Origin of the sequence: Hydrogenophaga crassostreae (assembly GCF_001761385.1) — a bacterium.
Lineage (GTDB): Bacteria > Pseudomonadota > Gammaproteobacteria > Burkholderiales > Burkholderiaceae_C > Hydrogenophaga > Hydrogenophaga crassostreae.
Genome location: NZ_CP017476.1, coordinates 687,827 through 707,155, shown reverse-complemented (window position 1 = coordinate 707,155; position 19,329 = coordinate 687,827). Strand labels below are relative to the sequence as shown.

Annotated in this window: 23 protein-coding genes, 1 tRNA gene and 1 pseudogene; 6 read left to right on the top strand and 19 right to left on the bottom strand. The window is 59.7% G+C overall.

Annotated elements, in window-relative coordinates; translation table 11 throughout:
* Nucleotides 1–2: 2 nt before the first annotated feature.
* On the top strand, nucleotides 3–956 hold the full coding sequence (locus LPB072_RS03410; protein WP_066091598.1) for an NAD-dependent epimerase/dehydratase family protein: 954 nt from the start codon (nucleotides 3–5) through the stop codon (nucleotides 954–956).
* Between the two features lie 109 nt (nucleotides 957–1,065).
* Here the strand turns inward: LPB072_RS03410 and LPB072_RS03405 are convergent, their stop codons facing one another.
* Complete coding sequence (locus LPB072_RS03405; RefSeq protein WP_066091595.1) at nucleotides 1,066–1,806, bottom strand: siderophore-interacting protein; 741 nt, start codon at nucleotides 1,804–1,806, stop codon at nucleotides 1,066–1,068.
* 38 nt (nucleotides 1,807–1,844) lie between these two features.
* On the opposite strand from LPB072_RS03405, the gene LPB072_RS03400 reads away from it, so the two are divergent.
* Nucleotides 1,845–2,315, top strand: a complete 471-nt coding sequence (locus LPB072_RS03400) for a MarR family winged helix-turn-helix transcriptional regulator (protein WP_066091592.1) — start codon at nucleotides 1,845–1,847, stop codon at nucleotides 2,313–2,315.
* Between the two features lie 118 nt (nucleotides 2,316–2,433).
* Here the strand turns inward: LPB072_RS03400 and LPB072_RS03395 are convergent, their stop codons facing one another.
* The 8 genes from LPB072_RS03395 to LPB072_RS03365 all read right to left on the bottom strand — a co-directional run bounded on the left by LPB072_RS03395 (nucleotide 2,434) and on the right by LPB072_RS03365 (nucleotide 7,602).
* Entirely contained in the window at nucleotides 2,434–3,504 is a 1,071-nt protein-coding gene (locus tag LPB072_RS03395; RefSeq protein WP_066091590.1) for an aromatic ring-hydroxylating dioxygenase subunit alpha, read from the bottom strand.
* Nucleotides 3,505–3,649: 145 nt separating this feature from the next.
* Entirely contained in the window at nucleotides 3,650–4,081 is a 432-nt protein-coding gene (locus LPB072_RS03390) for a DoxX family protein (protein WP_066092545.1), read from the bottom strand.
* A 118-nt stretch (nucleotides 4,082–4,199) separates the two neighbouring features.
* Nucleotides 4,200–5,246: a fumarylacetoacetate hydrolase family protein gene (locus LPB072_RS03385; RefSeq protein ID WP_066091587.1), complete on the bottom strand. Its 1,047-nt coding sequence runs from the start codon at nucleotides 5,244–5,246 to the stop codon at nucleotides 4,200–4,202.
* Between the two features lie 18 nt (nucleotides 5,247–5,264).
* The gene (locus LPB072_RS23645) at nucleotides 5,265–6,197 is read right to left on the bottom strand and encodes a VOC family protein (protein ID WP_066091584.1); all 933 of its coding nucleotides are present in this window, start codon (nucleotides 6,195–6,197) and stop codon (nucleotides 5,265–5,267) included.
* Between the two features lie 555 nt (nucleotides 6,198–6,752).
* On the bottom strand, nucleotides 6,753–6,944 hold the full coding sequence (locus LPB072_RS03375) for a hypothetical protein (protein WP_066091580.1): 192 nt from the start codon (nucleotides 6,942–6,944) through the stop codon (nucleotides 6,753–6,755).
* Nucleotides 6,945–6,979: 35 nt separating this feature from the next.
* Nucleotides 6,980–7,105 carry a hypothetical protein gene (locus LPB072_RS24055; protein ID WP_269148701.1) on the bottom strand — a complete coding sequence of 42 codons (126 nt, stop codon included), beginning with the start codon at nucleotides 7,103–7,105 and terminating at the stop codon, nucleotides 6,980–6,982.
* 27 nt (nucleotides 7,106–7,132) lie between these two features.
* On the bottom strand, nucleotides 7,133–7,246 hold the full coding sequence (locus LPB072_RS23800) for a transposase (protein WP_407927780.1): 114 nt from the start codon (nucleotides 7,244–7,246) through the stop codon (nucleotides 7,133–7,135).
* A 280-nt stretch (nucleotides 7,247–7,526) separates the two neighbouring features.
* Nucleotides 7,527–7,602: transfer RNA gene (locus tag LPB072_RS03365), tRNA-Arg, on the bottom strand.
* A gap of 146 nt (nucleotides 7,603–7,748) precedes the next feature.
* On the opposite strand from LPB072_RS03365, the gene LPB072_RS03360 reads away from it, so the two are divergent.
* Complete coding sequence (locus tag LPB072_RS03360; protein ID WP_066091577.1) at nucleotides 7,749–8,615, top strand: c-type cytochrome; 867 nt, start codon at nucleotides 7,749–7,751, stop codon at nucleotides 8,613–8,615.
* Nucleotides 8,616–8,671: 56 nt separating this feature from the next.
* Here LPB072_RS03360 and LPB072_RS03355 read toward each other — a convergent pair whose 3' ends face one another.
* The 3 genes from LPB072_RS03355 to LPB072_RS03345 all read right to left on the bottom strand — a co-directional run bounded on the left by LPB072_RS03355 (nucleotide 8,672) and on the right by LPB072_RS03345 (nucleotide 10,768).
* Nucleotides 8,672–9,238 carry a DUF2946 family protein gene (locus tag LPB072_RS03355; protein WP_066091574.1) on the bottom strand — a complete coding sequence of 189 codons (567 nt, stop codon included), beginning with the start codon at nucleotides 9,236–9,238 and terminating at the stop codon, nucleotides 8,672–8,674.
* A 77-nt stretch (nucleotides 9,239–9,315) separates the two neighbouring features.
* Nucleotides 9,316–10,311: a YheT family hydrolase gene (locus tag LPB072_RS03350; protein WP_066091571.1), complete on the bottom strand. Its 996-nt coding sequence runs from the start codon at nucleotides 10,309–10,311 to the stop codon at nucleotides 9,316–9,318.
* 19 nt (nucleotides 10,312–10,330) lie between these two features.
* Nucleotides 10,331–10,768 carry a YybH family protein gene (locus LPB072_RS03345; RefSeq protein ID WP_066091568.1) on the bottom strand — a complete coding sequence of 146 codons (438 nt, stop codon included), beginning with the start codon at nucleotides 10,766–10,768 and terminating at the stop codon, nucleotides 10,331–10,333.
* Between the two features lie 161 nt (nucleotides 10,769–10,929).
* Here LPB072_RS03345 and LPB072_RS03340 point away from each other — a divergent pair, with 161 nt between their 5' ends.
* The 3 genes and pseudogenes from LPB072_RS03340 (at nucleotide 10,930) to LPB072_RS03330 (ending at nucleotide 12,985) form a co-directional block, all read left to right on the top strand.
* Entirely contained in the window at nucleotides 10,930–11,538 is a 609-nt protein-coding gene (locus LPB072_RS03340; RefSeq protein WP_066091565.1) for a LemA family protein, read from the top strand.
* Nucleotides 11,535–12,451, top strand: a pseudogene (locus LPB072_RS24170) (TPM domain-containing protein). Before LPB072_RS03340 ends, LPB072_RS24170 begins: the two are co-directional and overlap by 4 nt.
* Before the next feature lie 3 nt (nucleotides 12,452–12,454).
* Nucleotides 12,455–12,985: a TPM domain-containing protein gene (locus LPB072_RS03330; RefSeq protein ID WP_066091559.1), complete on the top strand. Its 531-nt coding sequence runs from the start codon at nucleotides 12,455–12,457 to the stop codon at nucleotides 12,983–12,985.
* A 46-nt stretch (nucleotides 12,986–13,031) separates the two neighbouring features.
* Here LPB072_RS03330 and LPB072_RS03325 read toward each other — a convergent pair whose 3' ends face one another.
* The 7 genes from LPB072_RS03325 to LPB072_RS03295 form a co-directional block, all read right to left on the bottom strand.
* A complete protein-coding gene (locus LPB072_RS03325; RefSeq protein ID WP_231943412.1) occupies nucleotides 13,032–13,625 on the bottom strand; it encodes a Crp/Fnr family transcriptional regulator in 594 nt (197 codons plus the stop codon).
* Nucleotides 13,626–13,745: 120 nt separating this feature from the next.
* Nucleotides 13,746–14,162 carry a F0F1 ATP synthase subunit epsilon gene (locus tag LPB072_RS03320; protein WP_066091556.1) on the bottom strand — a complete coding sequence of 139 codons (417 nt, stop codon included), beginning with the start codon at nucleotides 14,160–14,162 and terminating at the stop codon, nucleotides 13,746–13,748.
* Between the two features lie 119 nt (nucleotides 14,163–14,281).
* On the bottom strand, nucleotides 14,282–15,688 hold the full coding sequence (gene atpD / locus LPB072_RS03315; protein WP_066091553.1) for a F0F1 ATP synthase subunit beta: 1,407 nt from the start codon (nucleotides 15,686–15,688) through the stop codon (nucleotides 14,282–14,284).
* A 39-nt stretch (nucleotides 15,689–15,727) separates the two neighbouring features.
* A complete protein-coding gene (gene atpG, locus LPB072_RS03310) occupies nucleotides 15,728–16,594 on the bottom strand; it encodes a F0F1 ATP synthase subunit gamma (RefSeq protein ID WP_066091550.1) in 867 nt (288 codons plus the stop codon).
* A 37-nt stretch (nucleotides 16,595–16,631) separates the two neighbouring features.
* Nucleotides 16,632–18,188 (bottom strand): F0F1 ATP synthase subunit alpha, encoded by a 1,557-nt coding sequence (gene atpA / locus LPB072_RS03305; RefSeq protein WP_066091547.1) that lies wholly within the window; start codon nucleotides 18,186–18,188, stop codon nucleotides 16,632–16,634.
* Between the two features lie 61 nt (nucleotides 18,189–18,249).
* Complete coding sequence (locus tag LPB072_RS03300) at nucleotides 18,250–18,780, bottom strand: F0F1 ATP synthase subunit delta (RefSeq protein WP_066091545.1); 531 nt, start codon at nucleotides 18,778–18,780, stop codon at nucleotides 18,250–18,252.
* A 46-nt stretch (nucleotides 18,781–18,826) separates the two neighbouring features.
* Nucleotides 18,827–19,297: a F0F1 ATP synthase subunit B gene (locus LPB072_RS03295; protein WP_066091542.1), complete on the bottom strand. Its 471-nt coding sequence runs from the start codon at nucleotides 19,295–19,297 to the stop codon at nucleotides 18,827–18,829.
* Nucleotides 19,298–19,329 lie beyond the last annotated feature (32 nt).

The window sequence follows — 19,329 nt, the reverse complement described above, 5'->3', positions numbered from 1 at the left end:
ACGTGCACGTCGTTGTCACCGGTGCGGCCGGTTTTGTGGGCCGGGCGCTGACGCAGCGGCTGATCAGCGATCGCGCCTTGTGCGGTCAGCGCATCGACCAGATCACTTTGATGGACCTGGCGTTCGAAGACGCGGCACCTGGCGGGGTCCGGCAGCTGCCCGGAGACATCGGCGATACCGCCTGGTTGGCTTCGGCGCTGGGCGCCCAAACGGTTGATGCGGTGTTCCACCTGGCCAGCATCCCGGGCGGTGCCGCCGAACAGAACTATGGGCAGGCCAAACGGGTGAATCTTGACGCCACCCAAACGCTGCTGGAGCTCGGGCAACGCCAGGTTCAGCAAGCTGGCAAGCGCCCGGTTTTTGTCTTCGCCAGCAGCATCGCGGTGTTCGGAGCAATGCCTGAAACGGTGACCGACGACACCCTGCCGCACCCACAAATGACCTATGGCGCGCAGAAGCTGGTGGGTGAGGTGCTGGTAAACGACTTCAGCCGCCGCGGCTGGGTCGATGGCCTGTCCCTGCGCCTGCCGGGTGTGCTGGCCCGTCCGCCTGCGCCCACCGGGCAACTGTCGGCATTCCTCAGCGACATCATCCGTGAGCTGGCGGCACATCGGCCATTTGTCTGCCCGATGGCACCCGAAGTGACCACCTGGGCATCATCCTTGCCCAATGTGATCGACAACCTGGTTCACGCTGCCAGCAAGTCTGGCACCGCATTAGAGGGACAACGAACCTTCACATTGCCCACCTTGCGCTACTCGATGAGCGAGCTTGTTGATGCCATGGCCGAGGTGCATGGGGAGCGCGTCAGGGCATTGGTGCGCTTCGAACCGCAAGAACGCATGGAGGCGCTGTTCGGAAGGTTTCCGGTGCTGGAAACGCCCGCGGCCATCAAGGCGGGCTTCGTGGCCGATGAAAATCTGACCACCCTGGTCAGGCGCGCGTTGATCGCCTGAGCGGCGCTCGCCCGCTTTACAGCGCATGGCACAACGGTCGCCACTCTGCGCTGAATCCGGCCAAGGATACCGACGCGGCTTCAGCAGCGTCCCCCTCGCGTGAACGCGTTCAGTCGGCCAGGTTTTCGTGGTGCGCAGCGGCGCCACGCTTCCAGTAGGCGGCAACGCGCATGGCTTGCCGATCGATGCCTTTGTCCGCCAGCAGCACACCACGCAATGTGGCCATTGCGCTGGCTTCGCCCGCACACCAGGCATAACCTTCGCCGCCAGGCAAGTCGAGTGCGCGCACCGCGTCCAGCATGGCGTCCGCGGTGGATACCCATTGCACCTGGGCATTGGCCGCGCTGCCCAGCTCACGGCGGTCGGCCGCATCAGCAACCTGAATCACCACGAATGCACGGGCTTGCGGAGGCAGTTCTTCCAGACGCCGATGAATGGCAGGCAGGGCCGTTTCGTCACCGACCAGCAGATGCCAGTCGAAGTCGGTCGGGATGATGAAGGAGCCGCGTGGTCCGCCAATCGTGGCCTGCTGCCCGGGCGCGGCCTGCGCGGCCCACTGTGCGGTGCGGCCTTCGCTGTGGATCGCGAATTCGATCGTCAGCTCACGTGCCGCAGCGTCAAACTTGCGGGGCGTGTAGTCGCGCCGCACGGGATCCGTGCCGTCGGCATCGAGCATGAATTTGATGTGGTCATCAAAAGATCCGCTGACAAAATCGGCCAGGGCTTCCCCCGAGAAGGTGATGCTTTTGAAGTGGGGACTGAGGGTTTCGACGCGCGCGACCTCCAGGTTGCGGCGTTTGAGTTCGTAGCGCACACGCTTTACGCGGCTTGCTGGTGTTTCGTTGTTCATGGAAAAGATTGTCTTAATGATTGATAATGTCCACTATCATGCCTAAATCATTTGACATTGTCAACCAAAAATCATCGGGCCAGGACGACGACGTTCTGGAGGCTATTCATGCCGTCATGCACCTGTACCGCTCGCAGAAGTACAAGGCGTTGCGCGACGGTCCGCATGACGTCACCCACATGGACAGCAAAGTCCTGGGCTTCTTTGGCCGCCGACCCGGCGCGACGCAGAGTGATCTTGCGCAGCAGAGCGGGCGCGACAAGGCGCAGTTGGCCAGGCTCATCAAAGGTTTGCGCGACCGGGGCCTTCTGGCGGCCGAGGCCGATGAGGCTGACCGGCGCAACCTGCGCTTGAGCCTCACCGCCGAAGGCGCCGCCTTGCAACGCAGCTTGCAGCAGGAGGCGAAACGGTTGAGTACCACCGCCGTGGCAGGCTTCAGCGCACAGGAGGTTCAAGCGCTGAAGGCCCTTCTGGATCGGGTGAAACGCAATCTAGATACCGAGGCGTGAACGCTCTGGCTGCTTGGCCGTGTGCCAGCGGTGGCTGTTTCAGGCCTCCGATGGGCTGAGTGGCCAAAGGCGTTGAACTCGGCGAAAAATCGGCTTGGTGTTCAACGCCCTGATTGGGTCAGGAAATGTTCCCGGCGCTCTCTGCCGCCAACATGGCCTCGACTTTTCTGCGCGCCTGAACGGCCGGTACATCGGCCACGACAAGCAGCTCTTTCTGAAATGCCGCCGCCGCATCCAGGCGTTTTTCCACCGCATTGATGACGGTCACATCCTGTTGGCGAACGACCAGCTCGGACTCGTACTGAATGCGGTCCAGCACTTCGTCACCCTGGCGGAAGTTGCGCACCGAGAAACCGAAATAGTGGGTCGTGGTTTCGGTTTCCGGGGTGATGCCATGAAGAATGAGCAAGGATCCCAGGGCTTTGGGAACCTGGTCATGGCCATCCACATGCGTGATGATCGGCAAGCTGGTCTTGATCAGCTCGGGGCCATAAAAGTCGCTTTCGATGTGGAAGCTGGCCAAACCTTCAAACACGGCTTCTGGCCCAAAGATCTTGTCAAAGAATGGGTTCCAGGGGGCCTTGCCGTTGCGCAAGACCCGGTAGCTCAGCTCGCGTTCTTCGGTGACCAGTGGAATCTTCTTCATGGCTTCGCCGCCGCCGAGGTGGTGGTGCACATAGGGCAGATGGGTCAGATCCATCAGGTTGTCCACCAGCAACTGGGAACGCCCTTCCAGGTGGAAGTAGTTCTCGGAGCTGTAGTGCCAGTCGGGTTGTTCCAGGCCGAAGTCGTGGTACGGCGGAATGAGCTTTTCGTCGCACTTGTCTGAATCACCCATCCAGATCCAGCAAATGGGGCCGCGCTCTTCGATGCGGTAGACCGGCTGGCAGAATTTTGTTTTGACTTCATCTTGCGAAGGCACTTCGGTCTGCACACCGGTAGCGGCGAACTTGAAGCCGTGGTAGCCGCAGACAATGGTGTCACCTTCGACGTGGCCTTGCGCCAGGGGGAAGTAGCGGTGTGGGCACAGGCCGTACATGGCGACCGGTGCGCCGTTCTCTTTCCGGTACATGACCACGGGCTTGCCAAGGATGGTGCGCTCCATGGGCTGGCGCGTGATCTCATTGGAAAACGCAGCCATGTACCAGCGGTTGCGGACCATCGAGCTTTCCTGTTTGAACGGATACATAAAGAGAGTCTCCTTTTAAAAATTGGGTGTGCGCAAGCTTGTATCGGGACAGATATGGCCTGATCGGCAGGCCAATGGTTGAAACGGTGTGAAGGTCGATCTTTCGGTTGGCTGAATGACTTGGACTCAACAGCTCTTTGCAAAATCAGTTGGTCGCAGCGCGCGGAGCTTTGGCCTTGATCAAACCGTCCAGCGACCAGGCGCCAGGGCCCGAGAAGACGAGGTAGAAGAAGACAAAGCAGAAAATGATGGCCAACTCGCCGCCATTGACCACGGGAAAAAAACCGCCGGGTGCGTCTTTGCCACCCGGCACGTGAAACGCGAAGTAGGCCACAGCCATCTGGCCGGACAGAACGAATGCCACGCTGCGGGTGTACAGGCCGACGACAAGCAGCAGGCCGCCAAAGAACTCCAGAACGCCTGCGACACCAATCAAGCTGAACAGATCCAGTGGGCCCTGGTGGTGTCCGCCGGGTGGGTAGTGAAAGAGCTTCTGAGCACCGTGCTGCATGAACAGCAAGGCGGTCACGATGCGCAACAGCGCACGGCAATGGATCTCATAGGTCGACAACAACATCTGTTCATCCTTGTCTCTGTCTGACGCCGAACGCCCAACCGGCCACGCGGGCAATCCGCTGGCCGGCATCCACCCCGGCGCGCACAACGCGAGCCGGGATCGACTTGGGCTCGCATGTTCAAGCGGTCTTGGGCTTCTCTTCTTCGTTCTTCCAGTAACCGTACGCCAGTGGGTGATCTGGCGTCGCCTCCTGTACACAGCGGTTCTTCTGGCGGCCGAGCCCGGTGATCGAGCTTTCCATGGTGTCGCCGTCTTTCAGAAAGGTGCCGTGGTGCATGCCGTTGCCGGGGGGCGAGCCGGTGATCAGCGTGTCGCCGGGCGTGAGGTTGATGCGCTCGGAGGCGTAGGCCAGCATCTTCGCGGGGCTGAAGATCATGTCGTTGCTGGGCCAGTCCTGCATCATCTTGCCGTTCAGTTGCAGCTGGATCTGGAAGGAATGGTCGGGCTTGAAGAAGGCCGAGGGCACGATGAACGGACCGGCCACCTTGAAGGAGGGCTGGTGTTTGCTGATCCAGTCATAGCCCCAGGGGATGTCGGTGCGCCGGAAGATGTCGACGGTGCCGATGTCGTTGACGATGACGTAGCCGGCGATCAGGCTTTGTGCCTCTTCGATCGTTGCGTAGCGCTGGTGCTTGGCCACAACCGCGCCGAGTTCCAGCTCCCAGTCGGGCTGGGTGCCCAGCACGGGCAGCACCACATCGTCGTTGGCACCCACCAGCGAAGAGTGCAGGCCGGTCCAGAAGAAGGGCGTGCCCTCACGTGCGCGCCGCTCCATCAGCTCCATGTTGCGCTTGAAGAAGTCTTCATCGCTTTCGCCGGCTTTGCGGTTGTGCTGGTTGAACTTGTTCTTGGTCAGCATTTGCGCCGAGTGCGTCTTGTAGTTCGCGCCCGCGCAAAGCAGGTTGGGGTGGGCCAGGGGCTTCAAGGCTTTCACGGCGCTGAAATCGTGTTGCGCCGCATCGGGCTTGGCAGCGATGTCGACGAGCACATCGAAGTTGCGCGCCCAGTCATCAAAGATTTCGTGGGTGTCGTGGAACTTCGCCGACAGGTCGATCAAACGGCCATCGGGTTGAACCAGACCTGGGAAGGCTTTGCCGTTGGCGGAGAAGGTGCCGACGCCAAATGTGCCTTCATGAAGACCTGTTGCCGGGTTGATACTTTGCATGATGATGTCCCTTGTGTTTTAAGAAAAATAGCGCTCGACGGAGTCATTGCTCCAGACATCCATTTCGGATTTCTGCACGTCCTGGTCGAAAACGGCGCGCTCGGCGTTGTACTTGTCGGTGTCCGAGAAGGTCTCGAAGCGCAGACCGTTGGGGTCTTTCCACATGTCGAACACATGGCTGCCCAGCGGATGGCGGCCAACGCCCCACACGGGCTGGTAGTTGGCCTTTTGCAGGTGACGGTGGGCCACCATTTGCTGCTCGATACCCTGCACCTCGAAGGAGAAGTGGTGGATGCCTGGCGCGCCCATGCCGAAGAAGCCCACAACATGGTGGTCTACGTATTCTTCGCCACGGTCAAGGCGGTAGAAGCCGCCGACGTAGTTGTTGGGCACCCCCGCGTACATGCGGTCGCTGGCGATCAGGCCCAGCGTCTTGGCATACCAGGCCTCGCTGCGCGCGTAGTTGCCGACGAACAGACCGATATGCCCCAGGCGCAGTGGGCGAGCGGGGCCGTCGTCCGGGCGAACATGGCGCGTATTGAAACGCTGGACGTTGTCGGGTGTGTTGATTTGAGGCGCTGGCAGCATCGGATCGGCCTCCCGCTCTTCAATGCCGTACACGATGTCAATGATGTTGCCATCAGGGTCGGTCAGGCTCACGGCGAATCCACCGCCGGGACCGTCCAGGGGGCGAACCGGGGTGGCTCCGAATTGCTGCACCGCGTCATCCAGAACAGCGCGCGATTCGGCGAGGAAGGCGACCGATTTCAAGCGCGTTTTGGCACCGGGTTCGGCCACGTAGCTGTAGGCATCGGCGCCATAGGTGCGAAAGTAGACCCGGTTGTCTTTGCGGGCTGTTTCCAGCAAGCCAAAGTCGGTGGCAAATTTCGTGTTGGTGTCGAGATCCGGCACCTCGACGCAGAGGTGGTGGAGAGATTTGAGTTTGAGCATAGCGAGATGTGTAAAGGCGGGGCGGCCTGGCGGCAAACGGGCTTTGCCATCAGGGGCGGCGTGTTGCTCTTGCCGGTTCAACGCCCCAACTGGCGTCATCACCGCTTCAGTCCGCACTGCAATCGCACGGCGCATGAACTGGTCGGCTATCGGAGCTCCGGTTGCAGTTCGAGCCAGCGAAGGATACGAGTGCCTACCGCGATGGAAAAATGGTTTCTCGTGATCGCACCTATGGACGCGGTAAATGGCTGGACGGATTTCGTCCTGTTTCACGCAACTGCAACGCACGGTTTGGCTGGCCGTCTGCTCGACGCCCCCCACCCAGTCCGGGCTTCTTGGCAACCACCGGGCGCAGTTGAACTCGTCGATGGCGTTGAAGGTTCGGAACCTGCCTCCAGACCAAAATGCAACGGACATGAAGCCCCAGTTCCAGCCCTGGTTAGTTTGGCCCGCCGCCAGCAGCGGCTGTCTGATTCGCGCAGGCAGTCGCTTCTCAGCTCGCCTGGGCAGGTTCATCCGCAACTCCCGGTACACACGCCACGACACAGCCTTGCCTCACGGCTGTTTCTGAAAGCGGTCTGTGGCGTACAGCGGATCAAAACATCGGCGTGGATTGACGGCCAGATGACTTTGAATGAAGTTGATCACCCTACAGCCGTCGCGTGGCAAGGTTTGGTAACGCAGTGTGGAGCGTGCCAGCCCGCTGGTCTTGCATGCCTTGCGCTCACTCATGCCGTGGTCGCTCATCAAAGAATGCACGACCAACTCGCGACGCTGCGGGGTCAGAGCTTTCGCTCAACAACATCCTTCGAGGCGTGGTGCATCAGGACCAGGTCGGCGTACATGCGTTTGAGTTTGGCATTCTCATCCTGTAGCTGTCGCATCTGCGCCAGATGCGACACGCTCATGCCGGCATTTTGGCTCGTTCACTTGTATTACTTCGGATCGCTGATGCCGTGCTTCCTGCACAAATTTCCGACCTTGGCTCCTAGCGCAACCTCTTTGAGGATCGCCACGACCTGACTTTCCCTGAATCTTGATCTTTTCATGTAGAGACTCCATTGGTTGGGATTCTCTACTCCCACCTGGTACAGGTTTTCAAGGTGGCTTCAAGGGCACGGGGCCAATAGTCAAAGCAAACCATCTAGCTGCCGCAAAGTCGAACTAGGTGGCGCCGCCAGGGCACATACAGGGCACAGGAGGACGCTTATGAAGCTCCCCGACCATTGCTCGTTTGACTGCGCGTGCCATAGGAGGTCGAGAAATCCGGCGTCAAAATTGAGCGAGGGGTAGCGCTGGAGGGCGTTCACTTCCCGGCAATACAAACAATGGTGCGGCTGGCGGGGATCGAACCCACGACCCTTGGCTTCGGAGGCCAATACTCTATCCACTGAGCTACAGCCGCAACAGGGCGCGATTCTAGCAGGCGGGGTTATGTCAGGCCAAACAAAGCGGTGGCTGGCTATAATCGAATGTTGAATGCCCGATGAGCGGGCCGACCCGTTCGCGGGCCGTTTCCAAGCCCCGTTCCGCCACCCCCTTGAGGACACCATGAGCGATCACGACTCTCACTCCGGCCCGATCAAAACGCCAGCCCAGTTGCTGTGGACGTCGTTTTTCTTTTTTGTTGCCCCGATTTTCATCATCATTGGCCTGGTGTACTTCGTCACATCAGACGACAAGCCCGCTGCAGGTGCTGTCGACCCCGAACTGGCCACTGCAATCCGCATTCAGCGCATCGGCTCGGTCGAGCTGCGCGATGCCAACCGCCCACTGCAAAGTGGTGATGCGGTTTATACAGCCCAGTGTGCAGCATGCCACGCCGCTGGCGTGGTTGGCGCACCCAAATTCGGGGATGTCGCCGCTTGGGCGCCTCGCCTCGGTCAAGGATATGAGACTTTGTTGACACATGCCCTCCAAGGCAAGGGTGCGATGGCTGCTCAAGGTGGTGGCGCATTCAGCGATGTTGAAATTGGCCGCGCTGTGGTGCATATGGCCAACGCCGCTGGGGCCAAGTTTGCCGAACCAGCAGCACCTGCTGCTGGTGCTACCGAACCCGAAGCTGCGGCCGAAGCCCCTGCCGCAGCCCCTGTAGAAGAAGCTCCCGCTGCTGCTGTGGCTCCTGTAGCCGAAGCCGTCGTGGCCACGGCTGCACCTGCGGCTGCAATGACCGTCGCCGCTGGCGCTGGTGAAGCACTCTACAAACAGGCTTGCTCGGTTTGCCATGTGGCAGGCGTCGCCGGCGCACCCAAATTTGGCGACAAGGCTGCTTGGGCACCGCGCATTGCGACTGGCCTGGAAGCCTTGGTGGCCAGCGCCATCAAAGGCAAAGGCGCGATGCCTCCCAAAGGTGGGGCCACGGCATCCGAAGCTGATATCCATGCGGCTGTCGTCTTCATGGTCGACGCGGCCAAGTAAGTTCGGCGGACTCAACGAAAAAGGGCCGGTCAATGACCGGCCCTTTTTTTTTGTTCTCAGGAAGCCTTCGCTTCTGCTTGCCTTTTCTGGGGACTGAGCACATAGCGCCACCGCTCGGGCAGCGTGCTGAACAACACGTCTTCCGGCACCCAGTGACCCTGCTCCACCGCATCGGAAGCAATCAGCATATCGGCCGTGTGCACCAGACCCAGGCCCAGATCCGTCGCCAAGAACAGGCGTCCGTGTTCATCCAGCAAGCAGGATTTCACATCACCGGCTACCTGACCGGTGTGCGCCAGGATGCTGCCATCTGGCTGCAGTCGCCAGACATGGGGCGCGGCTTCGAGTTCCACATAAACCCGCTGCGGCCCGTTCTGAAAAGCCCATTGCCCCACCTCATCGGGCGCGTAATTCCGCCCAATGAAGTCGATCAGCTTGTCGTGCTGCAAACGGGAACCCTTGCCGATGCGCCCCTCGTCGCCTGGGGCCCGCGCAAAGGGCCCTGCGGCCTGCGCGCCGTCGTCGCGCATGTACCAGTCGCCACGCGCATCCAAGCCGAGCCACCCAAAACAGTGAGGAACGTTGGGCCACTTCGCAAGGGCCGCTTTGACAATGTCATCCATGAGATGGATTACACCGCGTTTATCCCATCCCTCCAAACGGTCACAGCGCACCCGGTCAGCCACCATGCCGAACGGCTTCAGAGTTGCTGCAGCAGCCATTGCCCCACGGCTTCGGGCATGGCCCGCACATGCCCTGGAAAATCGAATGGGCCTGAGGCAACAGGGAAGCCCACATGGCCGCCTTGCCCGGGGTGCCAAAGCGTGACATTCGAACCCACCTGTGAAAGGTGCGGTAGTGATTTGCAGGGGACAAATGGGTCATTGAGGGCGTTCAGGGCCAGCGCCGGTACACGAATATCGGCCAACACCGGCTTGGCTGAGGCCCGTGCCCAGTAGTCATCAGTGTCCCTGAATCCGTGCAGGGGTGCAGTGAACACGTTGTCGAAATCGTAAAGATCGCGCGCAGACAACAACGCGTCCCGGTCGAACAGGCCTGGATGCTGTTCGAGCTTTTTCAGCGCTTTGGGCACCATAGAGGCAAGGAACATGCGTGTGTAGACAAGGCGGTTGAACCCTCTCCCAATGGCATGCCCCCCAGCCGCGAGGTCCAGTGGCGAACACACGGCGGCAACCGCCCTGACCGTTTGCGCAGCCTCCCGGCCCAGTTCCCCCGCCCACCGCAGCAGGGCATTGCCACCCAAGGACACACCCACTGCGAGCAGGGGTCGCTCGGGTTGTTGCTCAGCGAGGCGCTTCAGAAGCCAGTCGATTTCTTCGAAGTCTCCCGAATGGTATGCCCGAGGGCCACGGTTGAGCTCACCTGAGCAACCCCGAAAATGGGGCACCGCCATAGCCAGTCCTTGCGCCTGCGCAAAGTCTGCAAACGCGACCGCATATTGACTGGCCGATGAGCCCTCAAGGCCATGGAACAACACCAGCAAGGGCATATGGCGCTGGCTGGCGTGTGTCGCATGATCGACGTCCACAAAGTCGCCATCTGGCGTTTCCCAACGTTCGCGGCGCCATTCCGTTGGCACGCTTTCGCCCATGCGACGCCGGGCGCCCAGTGCCGCCCAGATGGTCTGGGCATTGCCCCCCGGCAACCACCATGGGGCGCGATACTGGCTCAACATAGGTGGGAGGCACACACAGTCAGTGCAAGACCTGGGGTTCTGCCATGACGTCTACCGGCTCATCGCGTGTCCCCGGGCTTGCATGGTGAGCCACCAGTCGCCAACCCAGGGCTGTCTTGGCATAGACGTTGGTCGCCACAACCCATGCGGTTTGCGGCCCGTCGTTGCCCATCACTTCGACCCGCTCTACAACACTGTGGACGCTGGTGGTACCCACCTCGATGCGACGCACCTTTTCGATCTGAGCCTTGACCGTTCCATTGGCGAACACCGCCTCAAAGGCAGCTCGAATGGCAGCGTGCCCAAGCAGTCGCGGCCCACCTGGGTGAATGCAGACGATATCGTCTTCGTCACTCCAGCAGGCCATCAAACGGTCCAGGTCTGCGTGTTGCAAGGCATCGTAAAAAGCATGCTCGGTGTCTTCAGGCGAGCTCAATGGGGGTTTTGACTTGGGCATAGTCGCCATTTTGCCGGGTTCGTTCGCTTTGCATCACCTACCGGTCGAATTCCAGGCAACGTAGTTCAGCGTCATGGGGTGCAAAGGGTATAGTTCTTTTGGATATGCGGGGTCTGCACCGCCGAACAAACTGGCCCTTTCTCGGGCTGCCTGGAGTACACATGAACCGTTGGACCATTTCTTTTTCCCGCCTTGGCGTGGCCATTTTGCTGGTGGCCGGTCTGTCTGGCTGCGGGTACAACGACTTTCAGCGACTTGATGAACAAAGCAAATCGGCTTGGTCAGAGGTACTGAACCAGTACCAGCGCCGTGCTGATCTGATTCCTAACATCGTGGCATCGGTCAAAGGCGAGGTTGATTTCGAACAAGGTACGCTGACCCAGGTGATTGAAGCCCGAAGCAAAGCCACCGGCATACAGATGACACCCGAGATGGTGAATGACCCCGCCGCCATGGCCAAGTTTCAAGCCGCGCAGAGCGAGGTCAGCAGTGCTCTGAGCCGGTTGATGGTGGTGGTCGAGCGCTATCCTGACCTCAAAGCAAATGCCGCTTTTGCCGATTTGCGCGTACAGCTTGAAGGCACAGAAAACCGGATCACGGTGGCGCGCAACCGCTACATTGGTGCGATACAGGAATACAACGTGCTGGCACGAAGCTTTCCGACCAATCTGACCGCGATGGTCATGAGCTACGCGCCCAAGGCCGGCTTCCAGGTAGAAAACGAAGCCGCCATCGCCAAGCCACCTGCGGTGGACTTCAACAAGCAATGAATTTTCGCAGCTGGCGCGCACCCCTTTGCTTTGCGCTGCTCTTGTGGCTAAGCGCCCTTCCGTCGGTGTGGGCCCAAGGCGTTTTGCCTGTGCCTGCTTTGAGTGCCCGGGTCATCGATCAGACCGGCACGCTCGATGCACAGAGCCGCGGCGCCATCGAGGCGAAGCTCGCTGCGTTTGAGAGGGACAAGGGCACCCAAGTTGTGGTGCTCATGGTGCCTACCACAGCACCCGAAGATATCGCCGACTACACCCAACGCGTCGGAGACGCCTGGAAGATCGGGCGCAGCGATGTGGGCGACGGGGTACTTTTCGTGATCGCCATAAACGATCGCCGCTTGCGAATCGCCACGACCAAGACCCTCGAAGGAGCCATTCCCGACCTTCTGGCCAAACGCATCATTGATCAGGCGGTCACCCCTGCCTTCAAGCGCGGTGATTTCGCGGGGGCGTCGGCGCAGGCGTTGATCAGATTCTGGCCCGTGTCAGCGGTGAGGAGCTTCCACTGCCCCAGGCGGGAGGCAAAACGCTGGAGGGCTTTGGACAATTTCAAAGCGTGTCTGACCTCCTGATTTTCATGGTTTTTGCGGTGCCGATCGTATCCAGTGTCTTGCGTGGCTTGTTTGGCAACAAATTGGGCACCTTGCTCAGCGGCGTAGGGGCAGGCGGATTGGCTTGGCTGCTGACCTATGTGGTCTGGGTATCGGTGGGCGCCGGGCTTCTGGCGATGGTGGTCGCACTGTTTATGCAGATGACTCCGTCGGTTTCAAGGTCGGGTCGCAGCGGTCGCGGTGGCGGATGGGGCAGTGGCGGTGGATTTGGCGGAGGTGGTGGCTTCGGTGGTGGTGGTGGTGGCTTTGGCTCTGGCGGTGGTGGCAATTTTGGCGGCGGTGGTGCCTCGGGAGGTTGGTAAGGCATGTACAAACTGCTGTTTCGATTGATCAAACACCGCTGGCTCGATCGCAGCGACACACTGCGCGCGATTCCCGACGACATGGCCGAACGACTGGCTCAACGGGTTGCAGCCAGTGAGGCTCGCCACACCGGCGAAATCCGGCTGTGTGTCGAAGCCGCCTTGCCCTCCTCCTACATTTGGCGCAGTGGGCGCAATGGGGTCCCGTCAGCGTTGGTGCGCGAGAGGGCGCTGGGCTGGTTTGGGCGGCTGGGTGTGTGGGACACAGAGCACAACAACGGTGTTCTGATTTACCTGCTTCTCGGTGAGCACGCCATAGAGATCGTGGCAGATCGCGCATTGACACGCCGCGTTGACCACGAACAATGGCAGGCCATGGTTGATCGACTCGGCAGCCGCCTGTTCAAGGGTGCATTTGAAGACGGATTGACAGAAGCCTTGGAAGAGGTTTCGGCTCTGCTGGTAGCCCATTTCCCACTGGATGCAGAGGCACTGCGCCCCAACGAATTGAACAACGCGGTGGTGCGCGCATGACCGTCAGCACTGGCGAGCAATAGATACCCTCAACGCTGACCCGCGCTCAGTCGGGAGTCGAACTGTTCGGCCCTTTGGTGCGGTTGTTCATGACCACTTGCAACTCCTCGTGCAGTGCCTTGTTCATCTGGGCAAAGGTGCGAAGCTTGCGGGTGGTTTCCCGCAGACGATCAGCCATGCGTTTGGAAATGGCCAACAGCAAACGGGAGCCCGTCTGGGGATGGTCTCGCAGCAGGCGCATCAATGCCGTACGGGACAAAATCGCTGCGGCAATATCGGTGTTGGCCGTGCACCGGGCGGAACGCGGCGAGCCGTCAAGCACACCCATCTCACCGATGAGGTGCCCGGGGCCGATGATGTTCACCACCAAGGTATCTCCTTGGGCTCCGGGCAAGTCATTCTCGACCGCAATGTCGCCCTCCAGGATCAGCAGCATGTAATCGTTGCGCTTGATCTCGCCCTCTTTGATGAAGATCGTGCCCGCCGGAATGCGTTTTGGGCGCATGTACGTCACGACGACCATCGCATCGGCCAGCGTGAGGTCATCCAGCGCAGAGGCTGTGACGAGCATGTGCGCAGCCACTTCCTCTGGAGCGAGGTCGGGGCTCTCAAACATGGACGACACTTGAAACTGGGACATGGCTTTTTCGACTGGGCGGACGACTCTGGGTTGATTGTGTACCGGTTGGCAGACGTTCATCCATAAAAAAAGACCGGTTTCTGCCGGTCTTTGTTTTGGGAAGGCAAGCCGGTGGTGGCTTTACTTCTTTTGGCGGTATTTCCGCAACGCAGCGATCTGAGCGGCCATGACCGCAAGCTCCGATGTGGCCTTGGCCAAATCGATATCGCTCTTGGCGTTTTTCACGGCCTCTTCGGCATCCTTGCGGGCGTCCGTGGCCTTGGCCTCATCCAGATCCTTGCCCCGGATTGCGGTGTCGGACAGGACCGTGATGTGGTTGGGCTGCACCTCCAGAATGCCGCCCGCCACAAACACGAACTCTTCGCCGCCGTCGGCCTTTTCGATGCGCACGGCACCGGGCTTGATGCGGGTGATCAGCGGAATGTGGCCAGGCAAAATGCCCAACTCACCGGCTTCGCCCGGCAGTGCCACGAATTTGGCATCGCCCGAAAAGATGGACTCTTCGGCGCTGACCACATCGACGCGGATGGTGCTCATATGTACTCCTGTAAAAAGTCGAAGGAAAGCAAGTAATCGGGTGTCCGGCTAGGCGGTGTGAGGAAATGTGCTCTCGCACACTGAGCTCACCACGACACGGGTCACCCGAGTACGCCGCTTTACGCGACTTTTTTGGCCTTTTCGAAGGCTTCGTCGATGGTTCCGACCATGTAGAAAGCCTGCTCTGGCAAGTGATCGCACTCGCCGTTGGTGATCATCTTGAAGCCACGGATGGTTTCAGCCAATGGCACATATTTGCCAGGCGAACCCGTGAACACTTCGGCCACGTGGAACGGCTGCGACAGGAAACGCTGGATCTTGCGGGCGCGAGCCACGGCCAGCTTGTCGTCGGGAGCCAGTTCATCCATGCCGAGAATGGCAATGATGTCGCGCAGTTCTTTGTACCGCTGCAACGTGCCTTGCACCGCGCGTGCCACTTCATAGTGCTCCTGGCCCACGATCAGCGGGTCCAGCTGGCGGCTGGTGGAGTCCAGTGGATCCACCGCAGGATAGATACCCAGCGATGCGATTTCACGGGACAAGGCCACGGTGGAGTCCAGGTGAGCAAACGTGGTTGCTGGCGATGGATCGGTGTAATCGTCGGCAGGCACGTAGACGGCCTGGATCGAGGTGATCGAACCCACTTTGGTGGAGGTGATCCGCTCTTGCAGGCGGCCCATCTCTTCGGCCAGCGTGGGCTGGTAGCCCACGGCGGAAGGCATACGACCCAACAGCGCGGACACTTCGGTACCGGCCAGGGTGTAGCGGTAGATGTTGTCCACGAAGAACAGCACGTCTTTGCCTTCGTCACGGAACGACTCGGCGATGGTCAAACCGGTCAAGGCAACGCGCAAACGGTTTCCTGGAGGCTCGTTCATCTGACCGTAGACCATGGCCACTTTGGAGTCTTCGAGGTTCTCGAGGTTCACCACGCCGGAATCGGCCATCTCGTGGTAGAAGTCGTTGCCCTCACGGGTACGCTCACCCACACCAGCGAACACCGACACACCCGAGTGGGCCTTGGCGATGTTGTTGATGAGTTCCATCATGTTCACGGTCTTGCCAACACCCGCACCACCGAACAAGCCGACCTTACCGCCCTTGGCGAAAGGACACACCAGGTCAATCACCTTGATGCCGGTTTCGAGCAGTTCTTGCGAAGGGCTCAGTTCGTCGTATGCAGGTGGCTTGCGGTGGATGGAGGCAGTCAATGCCTGGTCCACAGGACCGCGCTCATCGATGGGCGCGCCCAGCACGTCCATGATGCGACCCAGGGTCGCTTTACCCACGGGCACCATGATGGGGTTGTTGGTGTTGGACACCATCATTCCGCGGCGCAAACCGTCGGATGAACCCAGTGCGATTGTGCGGACCACGCCGTCGCCCAGCTGCTGCTGAACTTCCAGCGTCAAGGCCGAACCTTCCATTTTCAATGCGTCATAAATGTGTGGCATGGCATTGCGTGGGAATTCCACGTCAACCACGGCGCCAATACATTGAACGATCTTGCCTTGTACTTGAGACATGATGGATACCTTTTCTGATTCGCTAAATTCTGTTGAACATCAAACCGCAGCAGCGCCGGCGACGATTTCCGAAAGCTCTTTCGTGATCGCGGCCTGGCGGGTCTTGTTGTAGACCAGCTTGAGTTCACCGATGACCTCGCCAGCGTTGTCGGTGGCAGCCTTCATGGCCACCATGCGCGCCGATTGCTCGGAGGCCATGTTTTCGGCCACAGCCTGGAACACCTGGGCTTCCACGTAACGCAGCAATAACTCGTCAATAACCGAAGCCGCATCGGGTTCGTACTCGTAGTCCCAGTCGCGCCCCTTGGCGCCGTCCTGCATCGTCTCCGCGTTGAGCGGCAACAATTGCTCAATGACTGCTTCCTGTTTCATCGTATTGATGAACTTGGTGTAGCAGACATAGACGGCGTTGACACGGCCTTCGGTATAAGCGTCGAGCAATGTCTTCACCGGGCCGATGAGCTTGTCGAGGTGGGGCGTATCGCCCAAACCCGTGGCGCTGGACACCACTTTTGCGTTGATGCGGTTGAGAAAGCCCAGACCCTTGTTGCCAATGGCCACGGTTTCAACACCCTGCCCCTTGACCTGCAACTCTTTGAGCTGCGCAGTCAAGGCGCGCAAGATGTTGGTGTTCATGCCACCGCACAGACCCTTGTCGGTCGTGATGACGACAAAACCGGCGGTCTTGGCGTCATTGGTTTGCATGAACGGATGCGTGTACTCAGGGTTCGCACGGCTCAAATTGCCGGTGATCTGGCGCACCTTTTCCGCGTAAGGGCGGGCCGCACGCATGCGTTCCTGCGCCTTGCGCATTTTGGAGGCGGCCACCATTTCCATGGCTTTGGTGATCTTCTTGGTGTTTTCCACCGATTTGATCTTGCCGCGTATTTCCTTACCTGCTGCCATTGGGGCTCCTTTTGAAGGTCGTCGTCAATGGGCCGGATCAGTACGTGCCGGTTTTCTTGAAATCGGCAATCGCTGCGGCCAGCTCGGCTTCGGCGTCTTTGTCCATCGCACGATCTTTTTCGAGCTTGGCCAACAGAGGCGCGTGCTTGTCTTTCAGGTGGGCGTGCATGCCGGCTTCGAAAGCCAACACCTGCTTGACTTCCAAGTCGTCCATGTAGCCTTTGTTCACGGCGAACAGGGTCGAAGCCATGATGCCAATCGACTGGGGCGCGTACTGGGCCTGCTTCAAGAGTTCGGTCACGCGTGCACCGCGGTCGAGCTGCTTGCGGGTGGCTTCGTCCAGGTCAGAAGCGAACTGCGCGAAAGCAGCCAATTCACGGTACTGGGCCAAGTCGGTACGGATACCACCGGAGAGGTTTTTGATCAGCTTGGTCTGGGCTGCACCACCGACGCGCGACACCGAGATACCGGCGTTGATGGCGGGGCGGATACCTGCGTTGAACAGGTTGGTTTCCAGGAAAATCTGGCCGTCAGTGATCGAGATCACGTTGGTGGGCACGAAAGCAGACACGTCACCGGCTTGCGTTTCGATAATAGGGAGAGCGGTCAAAGAACCGGTCTTGCCCTTGACTTCACCCTTGGTGAAGGCTTCCACGTAGTCGGCGTTCACGCGGGCTGCGCGCTCGAGCAAACGGCTGTGGAGATAGAACACATCGCCAGGGTAGGCTTCGCGGCCTGGTGGGCGACGCAGCAACAAGGACACTTGGCGGTAGGCAACAGCTTGCTTGGACAGGTCGTCATAAACGATCAACGCGTCTTCGCCACGGTCGCGGAAGTACTCACCCATCGTGCAACCCGAGTAGGCCGACAGGTACTGCATGGCTGCTGATTCAGCGGCGGATGCAGCCACCACGATGGTGTACTCCATTGCGCCAGCTTGTTCCAGTGCGCGCACCACGTTCTTGATCGACGAAGCCTTTTGGCCAATCGCGACGTAAACGCAGGTCATGTTCTGACCCTTTTGGTTGATGATGGCGTCGATGGCCACAGCCGTTTTACCGGTCTGGCGGTCACCGATGATCAATTCGCGCTGGCCACGGCCCACGGGCACCATGGAGTCGATAGCCTTCAAGCCGGTTTGCACGGGCTGATCCACCGATTTACGTGCGATCACACCAGGTGCGACCTTTTCGATCACATCGGTCATCTTGGCGTTGATCGGTCCTTTGCCGTCGATAGGCTGACCCAAAGCGTTCACCACGCGGCCAATCAGTTCCGGGCCAACGGGCACCTCCAGAATGCGACCCGTGCACTTGACGACGTCTCCTTCGGAAATGTGCTCGTACTCACCCAAAATCACGGAGCCGACGGAGTCGCGCTCGAGGTTCAGCGCCAGACCAAAGGAAGGCACACCATCCTTGTTGGCAGGGAATTCCAGCATCTCGCCCTGCATCACATCGGACAGGCCGTGCACGCGGACGATACCGTCGGTCACAGAGACCACGGTGCCTTGATTGCGCACATCGCTCGATGCGCCCAGTCCCTCGATACGGGACTTGATCAATTCGGAAATTTCGGCGGGATTGAGTTGCATGACTCTTTCCTTCTTTCGTTAAATGGGATGAGGGCGCGCCCGAGCAGTCAGCCTGAGGCTGTCAAGCCGTCAGGGCAGCTTTCATTTGTTGGAGACGGGCCTTGACCGAGGTATCAAGCACCTCGTCACCGACCACCACACGGATGCCACCGATCAGCTCTGGCTGAAGCTCGACGCTCAAGTTGAGCTTGCGACCAAACCGCTTTTCCAGCACACCAGACAAACCGGCCAACGAGGCGGCGTCGATGTCAAAGGCGCTGTAGACCACCGCGTCAAAGCTGCCTTGCTTCAAGTTCATCAGGGAGCGGAACTGGCCTGCGATTTCGGGCAAAGCCGACAGGCGGCCGTTGTCGATCACCGTGCGCAGAAAATTCTGACCCATCTCTGGCAGTTTGGTTTTCACCACACCAGAGACAACGTCGAAAACCTGCTGTGCAGTGGCTTTTGGGTTGTCGGCGAATTGAAGCAGCTGAGGATTGCCAGCCACTGCGGCCAACTCGTCCAGCCAGACGGCCACACTGCTGCTGTCTGCGCCAGAAGCCTTAAAAAGGGCTTCTGCGTAGGGACGGGCGATGGTTGCGATTTCTGCCATGGTCTGATTGCCTGCGGGTTCGATGGGATCGTGGAGATCGGGCCGATCAGAGCTCGGTCTTCAAGCGGTTCAGCAAGTCGGCGTGAACGCCGGCGTTGACTTCACGCTGCAAGATCTGCTCTGCGCCTTTGACGGCCAATGCGGCCACTTCTTCGCGCAAGCTTTCGCGGGCCTTGACGACCTGCTGCTCAGCTTCCTGGCGCGCAGAAGCAACGATTTTGGCGGCTTCGTCCGTGGCGCGGGCTTTCGCCTCTTCGATCACGGTCTGTGCACGGCGTTCGGCATCGGCCAAACGCACACCAGCTTCGTTGCGCGACTGGCTCAACTCGGCTTCCACCCGTTTGTTGGCCACGGCCAATTCGGATTTGGCCTTCTCAGCGGATGCCAAGCCTTCGGAAATCTTCAACGCACGCTCGTCGAGCGCCTTGGCGATGGGAGGCCACACGAATTTCATCGTGAACCAAACCAGAATCGCAAAGACAACGGCCTGCGCAAAGAGGGTTGCATTGATATTCATCGCAACGCCTTTCTGTGTGTTGACAAGAGGAG

What these genes read in the sequence shown, in the direction of transcription:
- LPB072_RS03405 (WP_066091595.1), bottom strand. Translation starts at nt 1,806, where the DNA reads ATGAACAACGAAACACCAGCAAGCCGCGTAAAGCGTGTGCGCTACGAA.
- LPB072_RS03400 (WP_066091592.1), top strand. Translation starts at nt 1,845, where the DNA reads ATGCCTAAATCATTTGACATTGTCAACCAAAAATCATCGGGCCAGGAC.
- LPB072_RS03395 (WP_066091590.1), bottom strand. Translation starts at nt 3,504, where the DNA reads ATGTATCCGTTCAAACAGGAAAGCTCGATGGTCCGCAACCGCTGGTAC.
- LPB072_RS03390 (WP_066092545.1), bottom strand. Translation starts at nt 4,081, where the DNA reads ATGTTGTTGTCGACCTATGAGATCCATTGCCGTGCGCTGTTGCGCATC.
- LPB072_RS03385 (WP_066091587.1), bottom strand. Translation starts at nt 5,246, where the DNA reads ATGCAAAGTATCAACCCGGCAACAGGTCTTCATGAAGGCACATTTGGC.
- LPB072_RS23645 (WP_066091584.1), bottom strand. Translation starts at nt 6,197, where the DNA reads ATGCTCAAACTCAAATCTCTCCACCACCTCTGCGTCGAGGTGCCGGAT.
- LPB072_RS03375 (WP_066091580.1), bottom strand. Translation starts at nt 6,944, where the DNA reads ATGAGCGACCACGGCATGAGTGAGCGCAAGGCATGCAAGACCAGCGGG.
- LPB072_RS24055 (WP_269148701.1), bottom strand. Translation starts at nt 7,105, where the DNA reads ATGAGCGTGTCGCATCTGGCGCAGATGCGACAGCTACAGGATGAGAAT.
- LPB072_RS23800 (WP_407927780.1), bottom strand. Translation starts at nt 7,246, where the DNA reads ATGAAAAGATCAAGATTCAGGGAAAGTCAGGTCGTGGCGATCCTCAAA.
- LPB072_RS03360 (WP_066091577.1), top strand. Translation starts at nt 7,749, where the DNA reads ATGAGCGATCACGACTCTCACTCCGGCCCGATCAAAACGCCAGCCCAG.
- LPB072_RS03355 (WP_066091574.1), bottom strand. Translation starts at nt 9,238, where the DNA reads ATGGATGACATTGTCAAAGCGGCCCTTGCGAAGTGGCCCAACGTTCCT.
- LPB072_RS03350 (WP_066091571.1), bottom strand. Translation starts at nt 10,311, where the DNA reads ATGTTGAGCCAGTATCGCGCCCCATGGTGGTTGCCGGGGGGCAATGCC.
- LPB072_RS03345 (WP_066091568.1), bottom strand. Translation starts at nt 10,768, where the DNA reads ATGCCCAAGTCAAAACCCCCATTGAGCTCGCCTGAAGACACCGAGCAT.
- LPB072_RS03340 (WP_066091565.1), top strand. Translation starts at nt 10,930, where the DNA reads ATGAACCGTTGGACCATTTCTTTTTCCCGCCTTGGCGTGGCCATTTTG.
- LPB072_RS03330 (WP_066091559.1), top strand. Translation starts at nt 12,455, where the DNA reads ATGTACAAACTGCTGTTTCGATTGATCAAACACCGCTGGCTCGATCGC.
- LPB072_RS03325 (WP_231943412.1), bottom strand. Translation starts at nt 13,625, where the DNA reads ATGTCCCAGTTTCAAGTGTCGTCCATGTTTGAGAGCCCCGACCTCGCT.
- LPB072_RS03320 (WP_066091556.1), bottom strand. Translation starts at nt 14,162, where the DNA reads ATGAGCACCATCCGCGTCGATGTGGTCAGCGCCGAAGAGTCCATCTTT.
- atpD (WP_066091553.1), bottom strand. Translation starts at nt 15,688, where the DNA reads ATGTCTCAAGTACAAGGCAAGATCGTTCAATGTATTGGCGCCGTGGTT.
- atpG (WP_066091550.1), bottom strand. Translation starts at nt 16,594, where the DNA reads ATGGCAGCAGGTAAGGAAATACGCGGCAAGATCAAATCGGTGGAAAAC.
- atpA (WP_066091547.1), bottom strand. Translation starts at nt 18,188, where the DNA reads ATGCAACTCAATCCCGCCGAAATTTCCGAATTGATCAAGTCCCGTATC.
- LPB072_RS03300 (WP_066091545.1), bottom strand. Translation starts at nt 18,780, where the DNA reads ATGGCAGAAATCGCAACCATCGCCCGTCCCTACGCAGAAGCCCTTTTT.
- LPB072_RS03295 (WP_066091542.1), bottom strand. Translation starts at nt 19,297, where the DNA reads ATGAATATCAATGCAACCCTCTTTGCGCAGGCCGTTGTCTTTGCGATT.